Genomic DNA, 15,760 nt, shown 5'->3' with positions numbered 1-15,760 from the left:
AGCGGCCGACGGGCTTCGTGGGACACCCGCACGATCTTCGCGCGTTCTTGCACGATCCTCTCTCCCGCGGAGAGGAACGTGCCGGCCCGTGATGGGATGGGCGCATGTCCCTCGACGAGCTGCGTGACCTGCTGGAGCGGCACGCGCGCCCCGACCAGACCACGGCCATCGACGGCGTCCGGATCTGCCGGGCCGACCCGGGCGCCGAGCCGGAGTACGCGATGTCCGGCGTGATGCTGGCCGTCATCGCCCAGGGCGGCAAACGGCTCGCGCTCGGCGAGCGGGTGTACGAGTACGGGGTCGGTCAGTACCTGATCACCTCGGCCGATCTGCCGGTGACCGGACGCGTCGCGCCCGGCGGCCGGCAACTGGGCTTCGGGATGACGCTGGAGCCCGCCGTCATCGCGGAGTTGCTGCTCCGGGCCGGGCCGGGCGACCTGCCGCGACCGACCGGGTCGCCCCGGCCGGGGATCATGGTCAGCGGGGCCCCGGCGGAACTGACCGACGCGATCGTCCGCCTGCTCCGCCTGCTGGACCGGCCGCGTGACCGCCGGGTGCTGGTCCCCCTGGTCAAGCGGGAGATCCTGTGGCTGCTGATGACGGGGGAACAGGGCGAAGCGGTCCGCCAACTGGGCCTCGCGGACAGCAGCCTGCACCACATCACCCGGGCGGTCGACTGGATCCGGGACCACTACACCGAGGCCTTCCGGGTGGAGGACCTGGCCCGCTCGTCCGGGATGAGCGTCTCCGCGTTCCACCGGAACTTCCAGTCGGTGACGGCGATGAGCCCCATCCAGTTCCAGAAGCAGATCCGACTTCAGGCGGCGCGGCTCCTGCTGACCAACCGTCCGCACGACGTGACCGGCGTCGGCCACCGGGTGGGGTACGACAGCCCCTCGCAGTTCAGCCGGGAGTACAAGCGCCAGTTCGGCGTGCCACCGAGCGTCGACGCCGCCCGCACGCGCGACAGCGCCGACCGCGCGACCGCCGTCGCGCTCGAGGAGCGTGTGTCCCGCCGGACCCGTCGACAATCGCCCCGACACCGGTCGGGGTGATCGGGGACGCTTCGCGCGATGACCGGAATCGACGACACGCCGCCCGCGTGGGACGAGCGCACCCAGCTCACCACGTTCCTCGACTACGCCCGTGACACCGCCCGCGCCAAGTGCGAGGGCGTCTCCGCGGAGGACGCGCGCAGGGCGCTCCTGCCGGGCTCGCCGCTGATGACCATGAGCGGAGTGGTCAACCACCTCCGCTGGGTCGAGTACCACTGGTTCCAGGTGGTCTTCCTCGGCGAGGAGGACCAGGGCCCCTGGACGGAGGAGGACCCCGACCGCGAGATGCGCATCGCCGTCGACTTCCCGCTCACGCAGCTGCTCGACGGCACGACCGGCTACCAGACCGTGTCGTAAATGGGTTGAGCCCCTGCGGTGGCGACGGGAGGATCGGGGGAACACCGATGAGTTCTTCCCGGCGTTGCGGTCCGTCAGAGTGACCCGCCCCGAGCGGAGGACACTCACATGACGGAAGGCACCATGCTCGCACCCCACGCGCCGCCCACCCTCCCCGCCGCCCGCGTCACCGCCGTGCTGCGGATCCTCGTGCTGTCCACCTTCGTCGTCCTCCTCAACGAGACGATCATGGTCAACGCGATCCCCCGGCTCATGCGCGAATTCGAGGTCACCGCGTCGGCCGCGGGATGGCTGTCCACCTCCTTCATGCTCACCATGGCCGTCGTCATCCCGGTGACGGGCTGGTTCCTCCAGCGCGTGACGACCCGGACCGCCTTCGGCCTCGCCATGGCGCTCTTCCTCGCCGGCACGGCGCTGGCCGCGGCCGCGCCCGCCTTCCCCGTGCTGCTGGCCGCCCGTGTCATCCAGGCCGGCGGCACCGCCGTCATGATGCCGCTGCTCATGACGACGCTGATGACCCTCGTGCCCCCGCACGACCGCGGCCGGGTCATGGGGAACATCACCCTCGTCATCTCCGTCGCGCCCGCCCTCGGCCCCGCGGCCTCCGGCGTGCTGCTGCAACTGGGGACGTGGCGCCTGCTGTTCCTGGCCGTGCTGCCCATCGCCGGAGCCATGGCCCTCTTCGGCCGGCGCCAACTGGTCAACATCGGCGAGCCGCAGGCCGGCCCCATCGACTGGCTGTCCGTCCCCCTGGCGGCGACGGGCTTCGGCGCCCTCGTCTACGGCCTGAGCGGACTCGGCGCCGAGGGCTCGGCCCAGGCCCCCGTACCCCCGGTGGTCACGACCGTGGCCGGCGGCGTGCTGGTGGGCCTGTTCGCGTGGCGGCAGCTGGCGCTCCAGCGTTCCTCCACACCGCTGCTCGACCTCCGCACCCTGACGTACCGGCACTTCTCCGTGGCACTCGGCCTGATGTGCCTGTCCTTCATGGCCCTCATGGGCGGGTTCATCCTGCTGCCGATCTACCTGCAGGAGGTGGCCGGCCTGACCTCGCTGCAGACCGGGCTGCTCCTCATCCCCGGCGGCCTGACCATGGGCCTGCTCGGACCGCAGGTCGGCAAGCTCTACGACCGGCTCGGCGCACCACGCCTGGTCGTGCCCGGGGCCGCGCTCACAGCGGTCTGTCTCGCCCTGTTCGCCCTGGCGGGCGAACAGACCTCGCCGTGGCTGGTCCTCGCCCTCCACGTGGCTCTGAGCGCCGGCATGGCGTTCGTGTTCACCCCCGTCTTCACCTCGGGCCTCTCCGTACTGCCACCGCACCTCTACCCCCACGGCTCCGCCATCCTGGGCTCGCTCCAGCAGGTCGCGGCCGCCGCCGGCACCGCCCTGGTCATCAGCGTCATGTCGGCCCACGCCGCCACGGCGGCGGCCGGCGGCGCCGACACCACCGGCGCCCTGGCGACGGGCATCCGGTGGGGATTCGGCGTCGGCGCCGTGATCGGCGGACTGACCGTGCTGGTCGCGCTGCTGGTCCGCACCCCGCCCGCCCCGCCGCAGCCCGCCGAGCCGGAGGCCCAGGACGAGGGCGGCCCCCTGGACAAGTCCGCCCAGTCACCCGCCCACTGACCTCGGTCGGCGCACCGCGGCCCGGAGCCCGGTTTCCGGGGGCATGGGTCGTCGAGGCCGGGGCAGGCGGAGCTCAAGCGGGCCGAGCCCGTGGTGAGACACCCCGAAGAGAGGGACGGCCGCGATGTCGGCGGCCGTCCTCGTCCACCGAAGGAGTTGTTTTCGCGTGACCGAGCACGTGTGGAGCTACAAGTCGACCGCCGGCCACCTGGCCGGCACCGATCTGACCGGCTATAAGGTCGAGGCGATCGACGGCGGCATCGGGAAGGTGGACAAGCACTCCGACGAGGTCGACGACGCCTACCTGGTCGTGGACACCGGAGTCTGGATCTTCGGCAAGGAGGTCCTCCTGCCGGCCTCCACCGTGGTCCGCATCGACCTGGACGAGCGGAAGATCTTCGTCGACCGGACGAAGGAGCAGATCAAGGACGCTCCCGAGTTCCACCGCGAGAAGCACCTCGGCGACCCCGGATACCGTCAGGAACTGGGCACCTACTACGGACTGGGCGGCCCTTTCGGGGGCCGGATGATCTGAAGCCGGTGTGACAGCCGGTACGAGGGGAGGGCCCGAACTCGTCGAGTTCGGGCCCTCCCCTCGTGCTTTCCCCGGCCCGGGGCGAACGGTCGGGAGCGGCCGGGATCAATCACGGGCCGGAGGGTAGCCGGTGGGGTGCAAGCAAAAGGACGAGGAGGAGAGACATGTCCCAGAAGAACCGTGACGCGGCGCAGGACGGGGGCCGTCCGAAGACCGCCGTCGAGGAAGTCCTCCAGGAGATCGAGGAGACGGAGACGGATCCGAGGGAGGACGGCGGCCGGGACGGCGAGGCGGCCGACGCCCTTTCCCCCAGCCGAAGCGCGCAGGAGGACGCGAGGCGGCGGGCGGGCGGAACGGGTCACGAGAACGACTGAACGGACGGCGGGCCCCGGCCCCGGGACACGCGGCCCGCCCCCTGCGGGCGGGCCGTGGGGCCTCCTTCCCCGCATGTCCGAAGGGCCACGCACGTCACGAAGGGTGACGACCGGTTCACCGGGGGGTGAACCGGTCCGGGTGGGCCGCCTTCCAGTCGTCCGCCCATGACGGCGGCACCGACGCCGACGAGAGGAGCTGCCCGGACGCGAGCGGCGCGTACAGGTCGGCGTGGGCCCGGACGGTGTCCGGGCCGACCCGGCGCAGCAGCATCTCGGGCGTCAGGCCGCTCGGATCGTCGACGCCCATGGCGGCCATGATCTGCAGGGCGCTCTTGACGGTCGCCTCCTGGAAGCGCTGGACCCGGCGCGCCTTGTCCTCGACGTCCAGCGCCCGGGCGCGCCGGCGGTCCTGGGTGGCGACCCCGACGGGGCAGGTGTTGGTGTGGCAGCGCTGGGCCTGGACGCATCCGAGGGCGAACATCATGGCCCGGGCGGAGTTGGTGTAGTCGGCGCCCTGGATCAGCCGCTTGACGATGTCGCTGCCGGTGGCGACCTTGCCGGAGGCGCCGATCCGGATCCGGTCGCGCAGTCCCGTGCCGACGAGGGACCGGTGGACCGTCGTCAGCCCTTCGGTGAGGGGGAGCCCGACGGCGTCCGCGAACTCCAGCGGCGCGGCCCCGGTACCGCCCTCGGCCCCGTCGACGACGATGAAGTCGGGCGTGACGTCCTCCTCCAGCATCGCCTTGCAGACGGCGAGGAACTCGCGGCGCGATCCGACGCACAGCTTGAACCCGACCGGCTTGCCCCCGGCGAGCTCCCGCATCCGGCCCACGAAGCGCACCAGCTCCCTCGGCGTCCGGTAGACGCGGTGGTACGGCGGGGAGATCACGGTGCGGCCCTCGGGGACGCCCCGGACCGCGGCGATCTCCCGGCTGACCTTGGACCCGGGCAGCACGCCCCCGATGCCGGGCTTGGCCCCCTGACTGATCTTCAGCAGGACGCAGGCGACCTGGTCGAGGGCGGCCTTCTCGGCGAACCGCCGCGGATCGAAGTCGCCGTCCTCCGTGCGGCAGCCGAAGTAGCCCGTGCCGATCTCCCAGACGAGGTCCCCGCCGGGGGCCAGGTGGTGCTCCGAGATCCCGCCCTCGCCGGTGTCGTGGGCGAAGCCACCGCGCCGGGCGCCCTCGTTCAGGGCGCGGACCGCCCGGTCCGACAGGGAGCCGAAACTCATCGCGGACACGTTGAGCAGGGCCATGTCGTAGGGCCTGGCGCAGTCGGGTCCGCCGATCCGCACCCGGGGCGGCCGCGTGGGCACCGGGCACGGGGCCATGGAGGGGACGAGGTGGTCGGTGCCCGGCCGGTCCAGCTCCAGCTCCGTCCCGAAGGGGTCCTCGGCGTCGGTCCCCTTGGCCCGTTCGTAGACGATGGAGCGCGTGTCCCGGTCGAAGGGCGCTCCGTCGACGTTCCGCTCGACGAAGTACTGCTGCACCTCGGGACGGATCCCCTCCATCGCGAACCGCAGGTGTCCCAGGAGCGGATAGTTGCGCAGGATCGAGTGACGCCGCTGGAGCAGGTCGTAGGACGCCACCGCGGCGAGCAGGAGAGCGGGGCCCGCAGCGCACCACCACCACGGGGACAACAGGACGGCCAGGAGGCCGGTGGCGAGGGCGGTGACGACCGGGAGGCCCACGAGAAGAAGCGTCAGCATGCGGGGCCGTCTGTCCCGGATCCGCCGGGCCAAGCGCGCCGCGGGGAGGGCGCCCGGCGTGCCGGAGGAGGTTTGCGACGGGCGGGTCCGGCGAGACGAGCCTCATGAGTGCTTCGGAGAAGAGTGGACAGAACCCGTCCCGCCGGTTCGGCCCGCACCTCGCGTCCGACCGTGCCGGCACGCCGCGCGGCGCGGACCGCGCCGGGTCGGCGGGGGAGGGGCGCACGGGCACCGCGGGGACACGCGGCCCGGTGACCATGGGGGAGCTCCTGTTCCTTCCGCTCCCGCCCGCCGAGGAGGCCCGTGCGGCCGCGCCGGCGGCCCGTGGCGCCGGGGACGGGTCGTGGAGCGCCGTCCGCTCGCTCACGGCGGTGACGGCCGGTGCCGTGAGCGCGACGGCCGCGATCACCGCCGCGTACGCGCTGGGCCACCGGGCCGGGCGACGCGGCCGGGGCCCGGCGGCCCGGTTCTTCGAACGCCGCTTCTGAGGGACGGCGGGATTCCCGCCCGTCCGTCCGTACACGCCGTCCGACTGTTCATGAGTACGTGTCGTCCCAGGAGGTCATACGCATGGTTCCCCTGCTGCTGGTTCTTCTTCTCGCCCTGCTCCTCTTCGGCTTCGGCTTCGCGGTCAAGGCGCTCTGGTGGATCGCCGTGATCGTGCTCGTCCTGTGGCTGCTGGGCTTCGTGGCCCGGCCGAAGGGGAGCACGGGCCGCTGGTACCGCTGGTAGCCGGCCGCCCACGGTGCGCGCCCACCCGGTGGGCGCGCACCCGGTGGGCGCGCACCCGGCATGAGCGAGCCCGGCACCTTCCGGAAGGAGGGTGCCGGGCTCGTCCACGCGCTCAGGCGGTCAGCACGGAGTCGTCCTCGGGGCGCGCGCCCGGCAGCCGGTGGCGGGCCGCGATCAGCGCCGCGTCCACGTCGCGCGTACCGGTGGAGACGCACAGGGTGTACGCCAGGTCGTCCATGCGCCGCCGCACCTCGTCGCTGCCGTTCTCCGCCCGGAGTACCTCGAGCGTCTCGTACTGCTCGATGAGATTGCGCAGAACCGCGGGATGGGCCATCAGCACGTGGTGCTCCCTTCGTCGTCAGGGCGTCGACCGCCCGGCTCGACGCGCCGTGTACCCGGGCTCCGGAGTCCTATGCCGGGAGGGCGGTCGAAAGCCGCTCGACGGCGTGTTCCAGCCGCCTGACGCGGCACCGCCCTCCTCCTGTCGATCACGGAAGGGTAGGGTCGTCATCATTGCCGTGCGGCAACGGTCGAGGCCGGAGCCGTCGTGGGAGCGCGGGTGGTACGCCGTGTGAACGCGACCGAACGGCCCGTGAACAGATGCCTGAAGGCGAACGAGGATGGGGCATGTCTGAGACGACGATCAAGGGCTCCTCGATCGAGGAGCGGCCGGAGCCGGGCGCAGTGGCAGAGCCCGAGCTCCGACAGCTCCTGGCCGGCCTCACGGCGGTGCGGGACGGTGACTTCGGCACCCGCCTGCCCGACGAGGCGGGCGGCCTGATGGGCGAGATCTCCACGGTCTTCAACGGGATGGTCGACCAGCTCTCCCTGTTCACCTCCGAGGTGACGCGGGTGGCGCGCGAGGTCGGCACGGAAGGGACGCTGGGCGGGCAGGCCGTGGTGCCCGGCGTCTCCGGCTCCTGGGCCGATCTGACCGACTCGGTCAACGCCATGGCCGGCAACCTCACCACCCAGGTCCGCGACATCGCCCAGGTGGCCACCGCCGTCGCCAAGGGAGACCTCTCCCAGAAGATCGACGTGGACGCCCGCGGCGAGATCCTGGAGCTCAAGAACACCATCAACACGATGGTGGACCAGCTCTCGAACTTCGCGGAGCAGGTGACCCGGGTGGCCCGGGACGTGGGCACCGAGGGCCGGCTGGGCGGTCAGGCCGAGGTGCAGGGGGTCTCCGGCACCTGGCGCGACCTGACCGACTCCGTCAACTCCATGGCCGGCAACCTCACCGCGCAGGTGAGGGCGATCGCCCACGTCGCCACCGCGGTGGCCTACGGCGACCTGTCGAAGAAGGTCTCCGTGGACGCCCGCGGCGAGATCCTGGAGCTCAAGAACACCATCAACACGATGGTGGACCAGCTCTCCTCCTTCGCCGACGAGGTGACCCGCGTCGCCCGCGAGGTGGGCACCGAGGGCCGCCTCGGCGGCCAGGCCCGGGTGCCGAACGTGGCCGGCACCTGGAAGGACCTCACCGACAACGTCAACTCCATGGCGAGCAACCTGACCGGCCAGGTCCGGAACATCGCCCAGGTCACCACCGCCGTCGCCAACGGCGACCTCTCCAAGAAGATCGACGTGGACGCCCGCGGCGAGATCCTGGCGCTGAAGACCACCATCAACACGATGGTGGACCAGCTGTCCTCGTTCGCCGCCGAGGTGACCCGCGTGGCCCGCGAGGTCGGCAGCGAGGGCCGGCTCGGGGGACAGGCGGAGGTGGAGGGCGTCTCCGGGACCTGGAAGCGGCTCACCGAGAACGTCAACGAACTCGCCGGGAACCTCACCCGACAGGTTCGCGCCATCGCCGAGGTCGCCAGCGCCGTCGCCGAGGGCGACCTGACCCGCTCGATCACCGTCGAGGCCTCGGGCGAGGTGGCCGAGCTCAAGGACAACATCAACGCGATGGTCGGCTCGCTGCGCGAGACGACGCGGGCCAACCAGGAACAGGACTGGCTGAAGTCCAGTCTGGCGCGGATCTCCGCCCTGATGCAGGGCCCCCGCGACCTGGCCGTCGTCGCCGAACTCGTCATGGACGAGCTGACCCCGCTCGTGGCCGCCCAGTACGGCGCGTTCTACCTGGCGGAAGAGGGGGAGGACGGCATCGAGCTAGGGCTCGTCGGCTCCTACGGCCGGCCCGCCGGCGACGGGGGCAAGGACCGCTTCCGGCTGGGCGAGTCGCTCGTCGGACAGGCCGCCCGCAGCCGCCGCACCATCGCGGCCGAGAACGTCCCCGCCGACTACGTCGCCATCTCCTCGGGCCTCGGCCGGACGACCCGGGGCAGCCTGGTGGTGCTGCCGATCGTCGTCGAGGACCAGGTGCTCGGCGTCATCGAGCTGATGTCCTTCAGCCCCTTCACCTCCGTGCACCGGGACTTCCTGGAGCAGCTCATGGAGACGGTGGGCGTCAACCTCAGCACGATCGTCGCCAACGCCCGTACCGACGAACTCCTGGACGAGTCCCAGCGGCTGGCGGCCGAACTGCGCTCGCGCACCGAGGAGCTCCAGGCGCGGCAGGAGGAACTCCAGCGCTCCAACGCCGAACTGGAGGAGAAGGCGGCCCTCCTCGCGACGCAGAACCGCGACATCGAGGCCAAGAACCTGCAGATCGAGCAGGCCCGGCAGGAACTCGAGGACCGCGCCCAGCAGCTCGCGCTCGCCTCGAAGTACAAGTCCGAGTTCCTGGCCAACATGAGCCACGAACTGCGCACCCCGCTCAACAGCCTCCTGATCCTGGCCCAGCTGCTGGCCCAGAACCCGACCCGCAACCTCACGGCCAAGCAGGTGGAGTACGCCGGCATCATCCACTCGGCCGGATCGGACCTGCTGCAACTGATCAACGACATCCTCGACCTGTCCAAGGTGGAGGCCGGGAAGATGGACCTCAACCCGGAGCGCGTGGCGCTGCGCAAGCTCCTCGACTACGTCGAGGCCACCTTCCGCCCCCTCACCTCGCAGAAGAGCCTCGCCTTCACGGTCTCCACCGCCGCGGGCGTCCCCGTCGACCTGGTCACCGACGACTCCCGGCTCCGGCAGGTGCTGCGGAACCTGCTGTCCAACGCGGTCAAGTTCACCGAGCACGGCAGCGTCGAACTCCGCATCGAACCGGCGTCGGACGACGAACTCCCGGCGACCGTCCACCGGGGCGGCCCGGTCGTCGCCTTCCGGGTCGCGGACACCGGCATCGGCATCGCCCGCGAGAACCTGGAGGCGATCTTCGGCGCCTTCCAGCAGGCCGACGGGACGACCAACCGGAAGTACGGCGGCACGGGACTCGGCCTGTCCATCAGCCGCGAGATCGCCTATCTGCTCGGCGGCGCCCTCACGGTCGTCAGCACGCCCGGCGAGGGCAGCACCTTCACCCTCTACCTGCCCGTCGCCCGCCCCGACTTCACGGAGCAGCCGGCCCTCGCCGATCCGGCGGCGGACGGCCAGGCAACCCTCCCGGCCGCGGCACCGGACCGGGACGACACCCCAGCCCTCCCCGCGCGCCCCGCCCCGCACTCGGCCCGGCCGACGCGACGCCTCCTCGTCATCGAGGAGCGCCCCCGCGGGCTCCTCTCGCTCGTCGCCGAGAACGCCCTCACGGAACTCGACGCCGACGGCGGCCGCGCCGACAAGGAGGGCATCGAGCTGATCGCGGTCGTCGGCCCCCAGGAGGCCGCCGCCGCCCTGGCCACGCAGCCGTTCCACTGCGTCGTGCTCGACGTCGACATGGCGGACGGCGGCGCCCTGCGCTTCCTGGACGCCATGGACGGCGACGAGGCCCTGCGCACCGTTCCCGTCCTCGCCCACAACAACCGCCGGCTCGCCACCGACCAGGAGCGCGCCCTCCAGGAGCTGGCCCGCCGACGGCCGCTGGAACTCCTCTCCAGCCTGGACGAGCTGCGCGAGCGGATCGCCCTGCACCTGTCCGCGGAGCAGCCCGGCGACGTCGTGCCCCTGGTCCGGGGAGAGCACTGGGCCCCGGAGCCGCAGGCCATCGACACCACGCTGCGCGGCCGCACCGTCCTCGTGGTCGACGACGACGCCCGCAACCTCTACGCCCTCAGCGGCATCCTGGAGCTGCACGGCATCACGGTGCTGCACGCCGAGAACGGCCGGAAGGGGATCGAGGCCCTCCTCGCCCACCCGACCGTCGACCTGGTCCTGATGGACGTGATGATGCCGGAGATGGACGGCTACACGGCGACCGCGCGGATCAGGGAGATGCCGCAGTACGCGGAACTGCCCGTCATCGCGGTCACCGCCAAGGCCATGCCGGGCGACCGGGAGAAGAGCCTCGCCGCGGGCGCCAGCGACTACGTGACCAAGCCGGTCGACGCCGACGAACTCATCGCCTGCGTCAGCCGCTGGCTGAACGACGGACAGTCCCGTGGCAGCGAGGGATAGATCCGTGGCCGCCCCCACCGGCCCGTACCGCGTCCCGCGGCGGGCACCGCGCCCGCCCGGCGCGATCCGGCCCCGTCCGTCCGGCGGCGCCGAGACCGCCCTACCCGAGGAGTCGTCGACGTGAGTGGCCCCCACATCCGGGACGGGGAACCGTACTCCGGCCCCCACGGGGAAGGCGCACCGGCATCCGCGGCGATCGCGGCGGCCGTCCCCGACCAGGCACCCGTGGACGGCGACCGGCCGTCGGCGCAGGACCGCTTCACGGCCGGCCGGCTGGCGGCCACGGTGGAACGACTGCGCGGCGAGGTGCGCGCCGCGCACGCGGCGGCCGAGGGGCGCGCCCTGGTGGAACTCGCCAAGGGCGTGATCGTCGAGCGCCTGGGCTGCAGCCCCGCCAGGGCGGCACGGCAACTCGCCGAGCTGGCCGACCAGGCCGGGCTCTCCCAGCTGGAGCTGGCCGCGGACATCATCAACCAGGCGGCCCGCGACCGGGTCGCCGAGGCCGCCGGCGACTTCCTCAGGGTGACCGCCGACGAGCCCGGCACCCCCGGCTCGGCCGCCGGGGCCGGCGACTCGGTCGCCGTGCGCCTGCGTACGGCCGAGAGCGCGGCGCTCAGCGCGGACGACACCCAGTCCGTGGCCGAGTCGCTGCTGGCGCACGCCCTCGAACCCCTCGGCGCCGTCGCCGTGGCGATCTGGACCACCGGCCCGGACGCCTCGCTGAGCCTGCGCGGCCACGCCGGGTTCGGCGCCGAGGAGGCGGCCCGCTGGCACCACGTGCCGCCGGGCGTGACCACCGCGGCCCGGCAGGCGCTCACCGGCCGCCGTGCGGTCTGGTACCCCTCGTTGGCGGCCGCCGGCATCCCCTCCATCGGACGCACGCGCCACCCCGACGGCGGCCGGGTCGTCGTCCCCGCCGGGACCGGCGGCCGCATCCACGGCGTCCTGGAGGTCTGCTGGGCCCGCCCGCTGGACCCCCAGCCCCAGGCCGTGGAGCGCCAGATCGAGGCCCTCGCCGAGCTCTGCGCCCACACCCTGGAGGCGCTCCCCGCCCAGGCCGTGTCGACGCGTCCCCTCGTCCCCGGCGGGGACGGACTGCTGGAACTGGCCGAACTCGCCGACGGGCTCTACGACCCCGTCCTCGTCCTGACCCCCCACCTGGACGAGGAGGGCAGGCTGGCCGACTTCCGCATCCGGCACGCCAACGCCCACTTCCAGGATCCGGCCGGCCGGCCCCGGAGCGCCGTCGACGGGGCACTGCTCCTGGAGGCATACCCCGCGACGGCGGGCGGGAGCGAACTCTTCGAACAGATCGAGCGGGTCTACGCCACGGGCGAGCCCTTCCGCTCCCGGCGGACACGGCTGACCGCGCTCGTGGACCAGGTGCCGCTCTCCTCGCTCGCCGACATCAGCATCAGCCGGCACGGGGACAGCGTCTTCCTCATCTGGCGCATCGAGGACGAGTCGGCCCGCCTCGCCAGCCTGCTGCAGCACGCCCAGCGGCTCGGCCGCGTCGGCGCCTTCGAGGAGGACGTCCTCACCGGAGAGATCACCTGGAACGGCCAGCTCTTCGACCTCTTCGGCCGGGAGAAGACGGAACCGCCCGTCCCCCTGCGCGACCTGGCGGCGCACGTCCACCCCGACGACGCCGACACCATCCGGCACTTCCTCCACTCCGTCCTGCACCAGCGCCGGGCGGGCTCCACGGCCTTCCGCCTGCTGCGCAGGGATGGGGTCACGCGCCACATCCGGGTGATCGCCGAACCCGCCCTGGGCGCCGACGACCGGCTCCAGGCGGTCCGAGGCGCCTACCAGGACATCTCGGCGCAGCACTGGACCGAGGTCGCCCTCACGGCCACCCGCGACCGTCTCGTCGCCACGGAGGAGGAGGCGGAGGAGCGCAACCGGCTCACCCTCCAGCTCCAGCACGCCATCATGCCCCCGGCCAAACCGCCGCTCGACGCGCCGGGGCTCGACGTCGCCGTGCGCTACCGCCCGGCCGAGACCGAGTCCCTGGTCGGCGGCGACTGGTACGACGCCGTCGTGCTGCCGTCCAAGAAGGTGCTCCTGTGCGTCGGGGACGTCGCGGGCCACGGCGTGGAGGCCGCCACCGGCATGGTCGTCCTGCGCAACGCCCTGCGCGGCCTCGCCGTCACCGGCGCGGGTCCGGGGCAGCTGCTGTCCTGGCTGAACAGCGTCGCCCACCACCTCACGGCCCATGTCACGGCCACCGCCGTCTGCGGGATCTACGACCCCGAGAGCCGCACGCTGCGCTGGGCCCGGGCGGGGCACCTCCCGCCGGTGCTGGTCCGGGGGAGCGGGGCGGCCGATCTGCCGCTGCTCCGGGGGCTGCTGCTCGGGGCCCTCGCCGAGGCCGAGTACGAGGAGGCGGAGCTCCGGCTCGAACCCGGCGACACCGTGCTGATGTACACCGACGGACTCGTCGAACGGCGGGACACCTCCGTGCACGACTCCGTCACCCAGCTGCTGGCCACCGCCCAGCTGCCGGCCGACTGTCTCGAACGCCGGCTGGACCTGCTGTTGTCGCGCAGCAAGTCGGACACGGACGACGACACGTGTCTGGTCGGTGTCCAGGTGACCTGATCGCCGACCGCCCGCCGCACCGCCCGTCCCCACCACCGTGGAAAGCAGGGAACATGTCCGAGCGAGAACCGAACCTGAACGTCGACGTCACGATCCGCGACACCGGCACGGCGGTGCTGTCCCTGGGGGGTGAACTCGACATGGAGACCGCCCAGCTGCTCGACGACCACCTGGCGGATCAGCTCCGGCAGGGACGGGCCAGCCTCGTCCTCGACCTGTCCGCGCTGGGCTTCATGGACTCCTCCGGCCTGAACGTCCTGATCAGGGGGGTCCACAAGGCGCGCGCCCTCGGGGGAGACCTGTACCTCGCCGCGCCGACGTCGCCGGTGCGACGCATCCTGGACATCACCGGAGTGACGACCACGATCCCGCCGCACGCCGGTGTGGCCGAGGCGCTGGCCGCGGCCGGCGGCGCGAGGTAGACGAAGGACGGTGCGGTCCCTGGGCACGGGACCGCGCCCAGGGCAGGAAGGAAGCGGGAACGGGAAGGAAGCGGGAGAACGTGCACGAGATCGCCGACGTGGAGCAGGCGCTCCGCAGGGCAGCTCCGCACCGGCTGGTGGACGTCGTCGAGGACGCCCTGCGGAAGCACTGCGGCGCCCGGCGGGTGGAGCTCCGTCTGGCCGACTACGGGCTGCGGACCCTCCAGCCCGTCGAGCGCGCGCCCGGGGCGGCACCGTCGATCCCGATCCACGACAGCCCGCAGGGGCGCGCGTTCGGCGCCCAGGAGCCGTACGTCACCCACGGGCCCGACGGGATCCTGATCCACCTTCCCGTCACCGTGCGGGGAGACCGGCTGGGCGTCCTCACCGTCGGCCTGCCCCCGGGGTCCGACGTCGGGGCCGCGCTGCCCAAACTCGCCCAGGTCTGCGAGGCGCTGGGGCACGAGATCCTGGTGGCCGAGCGGGACACGGACCTGTACGTGCTGGCGCGGCGGGCGACGCGGCTCACCCTCGCGGCCGAGATGCAGTGGCAGCTCCTGCCCGGCCGCTCGTGCGCCCGTCCCGAGTTCGCCCTCGGCGCCCATCTGGAGCCCGCCTACGCGATCTTCGGGGACAACTACGACTGGTCGGTCTCGGACGGCCGGCTGACCCTGACCGTCACCAACGGCATGGGGGAGGGCATCGAGGCCGCCCTGCTGACGAACCTGGCGATCAACGCGCTCCGCAACGCCCGCCGGGCCGGTCTGGGCCTCGCGGACCAGGCCGCCCTGGCCGATCAGGCCGTGTACGCGCAGTACCGAGGCAGCGCCTTCGTGTCGGTGCTCCTGCTGAGCTTCGACCTCGCCACCGGCGAGGTGGAGGCCGTGGACGCGGGTTCGCCCCGGCTGTGGCGGCTGCGGGGCCACTCCGTCGAGTCCGTCTCCTTCGAGGCGCAGCTCCCCCTCGGCATGTTCGAGGACAGCCTCTACGTGCCCGAGCGGTTCACCGTGCGCCCGGGGGACCGTCTGCTCTTCGGCAGCGACGGGGTCTACGCCGCCGTCTCGCCCGACGGGGAGAGCTACGGAGAGCGGGCGCTGGCCCGCGCGCTCAGCGGGACACGGCTGCTTCCGCCCACGCACGTGCCGCAGGCGGTGCTGCGTGAGCTCGCCGCGTACCACGGCGGCACCCCGCTGGAGGACGACGCCCTCGTGGTCTGCCTCGACTGGCACGGGACCCCGTCAACAGTTGCCGTGTGACAACTGTATCCTTGGGGCAACACCTGGCTCGTGCCCGGTTGAACGCATCGAGGATGACCGGAGAGTGGCAGTGAGGACATGGAGTGTGCGGCCGGCCGGCGCCGGCGGCGCGCGGGAATCAGGCCGAACTGACGTCCTTCAGCGGCGTGTCAGGGCGTGACGAGACCGTCGGCGCGCCCTCTCCCAGTGCCTCCTGGAACCCGATGAGCCCCCGTAGCAGCGCCTTGCGGCTCGTCGGCGACATGGCGGCGACGACCGCGAGCAGAGCCTCCTCGCGCTGGGCCCGGAGGTCCCGCAGGTACGCCTTGCCGTGGACGGTCAGGTGCAGCTCCAGCTGCCTCCGGCTCACCGGACTGGGCAGCCGCTGGACGAAGCCCAGCGCCTCCAGCCGGTCGCACATGCGGCTCACCGAAGGCGGCGCGGACCCGAGCAGGTCGCCCAGCGTACGGAGGCTGATCCCCTCCTCGCGGTCCAGGCTGTACAGCACGCGCAGCTGACTCGCCGACACCGGCGTCGGCGACACCATGTCCCGACCGCGCTCCCACAGCACCTCCAGGAGCTCGATGATCTCCCGGGCGGCCTGAGTCGTCTGCTGCCGCTCCCGTTGGGACGGGGCGGGGTTGGTGTTCATGCCTGCCGACACTCCTCGGGCGTCCGGGGCCGAGGACGTCGGCCTTCCGACGGACCGGTCAT

Annotated in this window: 13 protein-coding genes and 1 pseudogene; 11 read left to right on the top strand and 3 right to left on the bottom strand. The window is 72.6% G+C overall.

What is annotated here, in order from left to right; genetic code table 11:
- Positions 1–104 precede the first annotated feature (104 nt).
- The 5 genes and pseudogenes from ACIGW4_RS15840 to ACIGW4_RS15820 all read left to right on the top strand — a co-directional run bounded on the left by ACIGW4_RS15840 (position 105) and on the right by ACIGW4_RS15820 (position 3,944).
- Positions 105–1,055 carry an AraC family transcriptional regulator gene (locus tag ACIGW4_RS15840; RefSeq protein WP_359589719.1) on the top strand — a complete coding sequence of 317 codons (951 nt, stop codon included), beginning with the start codon at positions 105–107 and terminating at the stop codon, positions 1,053–1,055.
- Positions 1,056–1,073: 18 nt separating this feature from the next.
- Positions 1,074–1,382, top strand: a pseudogene (locus ACIGW4_RS15835) (DUF664 domain-containing protein); the annotation flags it as partial.
- Between the two features lie 138 nt (positions 1,383–1,520).
- Positions 1,521–3,035 (top strand): DHA2 family efflux MFS transporter permease subunit, encoded by a 1,515-nt coding sequence (locus tag ACIGW4_RS15830; protein ID WP_398709645.1) that lies wholly within the window; start codon positions 1,521–1,523, stop codon positions 3,033–3,035.
- Positions 3,036–3,201: 166 nt separating this feature from the next.
- Positions 3,202–3,570: a PRC-barrel domain-containing protein gene (locus tag ACIGW4_RS15825; protein ID WP_123458213.1), complete on the top strand. Its 369-nt coding sequence runs from the start codon at positions 3,202–3,204 to the stop codon at positions 3,568–3,570.
- Between the two features lie 164 nt (positions 3,571–3,734).
- On the top strand, positions 3,735–3,944 hold the full coding sequence (locus ACIGW4_RS15820) for a hypothetical protein (RefSeq protein ID WP_123458212.1): 210 nt from the start codon (positions 3,735–3,737) through the stop codon (positions 3,942–3,944).
- A gap of 115 nt (positions 3,945–4,059) precedes the next feature.
- Here ACIGW4_RS15820 and ACIGW4_RS15815 read toward each other — a convergent pair whose 3' ends face one another.
- On the bottom strand, positions 4,060–5,652 hold the full coding sequence (locus ACIGW4_RS15815) for an FMN-binding glutamate synthase family protein (protein ID WP_399580931.1): 1,593 nt from the start codon (positions 5,650–5,652) through the stop codon (positions 4,060–4,062).
- 104 nt (positions 5,653–5,756) lie between these two features.
- On the opposite strand from ACIGW4_RS15815, the gene ACIGW4_RS15810 reads away from it, so the two are divergent.
- Together ACIGW4_RS15810 and ACIGW4_RS15805 are read left to right on the top strand one after the other, a co-directional pair.
- Positions 5,757–6,140, top strand: coding sequence for a hypothetical protein (locus tag ACIGW4_RS15810; RefSeq protein WP_399580928.1), 384 nt, complete (start codon positions 5,757–5,759; stop codon positions 6,138–6,140).
- An 82-nt stretch (positions 6,141–6,222) separates the two neighbouring features.
- Complete coding sequence (locus tag ACIGW4_RS15805) at positions 6,223–6,384, top strand: DUF5670 family protein (RefSeq protein WP_030690925.1); 162 nt, start codon at positions 6,223–6,225, stop codon at positions 6,382–6,384.
- A 112-nt stretch (positions 6,385–6,496) separates the two neighbouring features.
- Here ACIGW4_RS15805 and ACIGW4_RS15800 read toward each other — a convergent pair whose 3' ends face one another.
- Positions 6,497–6,724 (bottom strand): DUF5133 domain-containing protein, encoded by a 228-nt coding sequence (locus tag ACIGW4_RS15800; protein ID WP_030690924.1) that lies wholly within the window; start codon positions 6,722–6,724, stop codon positions 6,497–6,499.
- Between the two features lie 287 nt (positions 6,725–7,011).
- Between ACIGW4_RS15800 and ACIGW4_RS15795 the strand changes: the two genes are divergently transcribed.
- The 4 genes from ACIGW4_RS15795 to ACIGW4_RS15780 all read left to right on the top strand — a co-directional run bounded on the left by ACIGW4_RS15795 (position 7,012) and on the right by ACIGW4_RS15780 (position 15,067).
- On the top strand, positions 7,012–10,785 hold the full coding sequence (locus ACIGW4_RS15795; RefSeq protein WP_398709639.1) for a HAMP domain-containing protein: 3,774 nt from the start codon (positions 7,012–7,014) through the stop codon (positions 10,783–10,785).
- Between the two features lie 120 nt (positions 10,786–10,905).
- Positions 10,906–13,389 carry a SpoIIE family protein phosphatase gene (locus tag ACIGW4_RS15790; RefSeq protein ID WP_399580924.1) on the top strand — a complete coding sequence of 828 codons (2,484 nt, stop codon included), beginning with the start codon at positions 10,906–10,908 and terminating at the stop codon, positions 13,387–13,389.
- A 53-nt stretch (positions 13,390–13,442) separates the two neighbouring features.
- Entirely contained in the window at positions 13,443–13,811 is a 369-nt protein-coding gene (locus ACIGW4_RS15785; protein ID WP_123458207.1) for an STAS domain-containing protein, read from the top strand.
- An 80-nt stretch (positions 13,812–13,891) separates the two neighbouring features.
- Positions 13,892–15,067 (top strand): PP2C family protein-serine/threonine phosphatase, encoded by a 1,176-nt coding sequence (locus ACIGW4_RS15780; RefSeq protein WP_399580922.1) that lies wholly within the window; start codon positions 13,892–13,894, stop codon positions 15,065–15,067.
- 118 nt (positions 15,068–15,185) lie between these two features.
- On the opposite strand, the gene ACIGW4_RS15775 is transcribed toward ACIGW4_RS15780, so the two are convergent.
- Complete coding sequence (locus ACIGW4_RS15775; protein ID WP_123458205.1) at positions 15,186–15,698, bottom strand: MarR family winged helix-turn-helix transcriptional regulator; 513 nt, start codon at positions 15,696–15,698, stop codon at positions 15,186–15,188.
- Positions 15,699–15,760: the final 62 nt, after the last annotated feature.

Origin of the sequence: Streptomyces sp. NPDC053513, from assembly GCF_044544765.1 — a bacterium.
GTDB lineage: Bacteria > Actinomycetota > Actinomycetes > Streptomycetales > Streptomycetaceae > Streptomyces > Streptomyces litmocidini.
The sequence above is the reverse complement of the archived record's forward strand: the minus strand, read 5'-3'. Positions and strand labels throughout refer to the sequence as shown.

Bases quoted from the DNA above. Each gene is read 5' to 3' on its own strand.
- ACIGW4_RS15840 (WP_359589719.1), top strand. From the start codon at position 105: ATGTCCCTCGACGAGCTGCGTGACCTGCTGGAGCGGCACGCGCGCCCC.
- ACIGW4_RS15830 (WP_398709645.1), top strand. From the start codon at position 1,521: ATGACGGAAGGCACCATGCTCGCACCCCACGCGCCGCCCACCCTCCCC.
- ACIGW4_RS15820 (WP_123458212.1), top strand. From the start codon at position 3,735: ATGTCCCAGAAGAACCGTGACGCGGCGCAGGACGGGGGCCGTCCGAAG.
- ACIGW4_RS15815 (WP_399580931.1), bottom strand. From the start codon at position 5,652: ATGCTGACGCTTCTTCTCGTGGGCCTCCCGGTCGTCACCGCCCTCGCC.
- ACIGW4_RS15810 (WP_399580928.1), top strand. From the start codon at position 5,757: ATGAGTGCTTCGGAGAAGAGTGGACAGAACCCGTCCCGCCGGTTCGGC.
- ACIGW4_RS15805 (WP_030690925.1), top strand. From the start codon at position 6,223: ATGGTTCCCCTGCTGCTGGTTCTTCTTCTCGCCCTGCTCCTCTTCGGC.
- ACIGW4_RS15795 (WP_398709639.1), top strand. From the start codon at position 7,012: ATGTCTGAGACGACGATCAAGGGCTCCTCGATCGAGGAGCGGCCGGAG.
- ACIGW4_RS15785 (WP_123458207.1), top strand. From the start codon at position 13,443: ATGTCCGAGCGAGAACCGAACCTGAACGTCGACGTCACGATCCGCGAC.
- ACIGW4_RS15775 (WP_123458205.1), bottom strand. From the start codon at position 15,698: ATGAACACCAACCCCGCCCCGTCCCAACGGGAGCGGCAGCAGACGACT.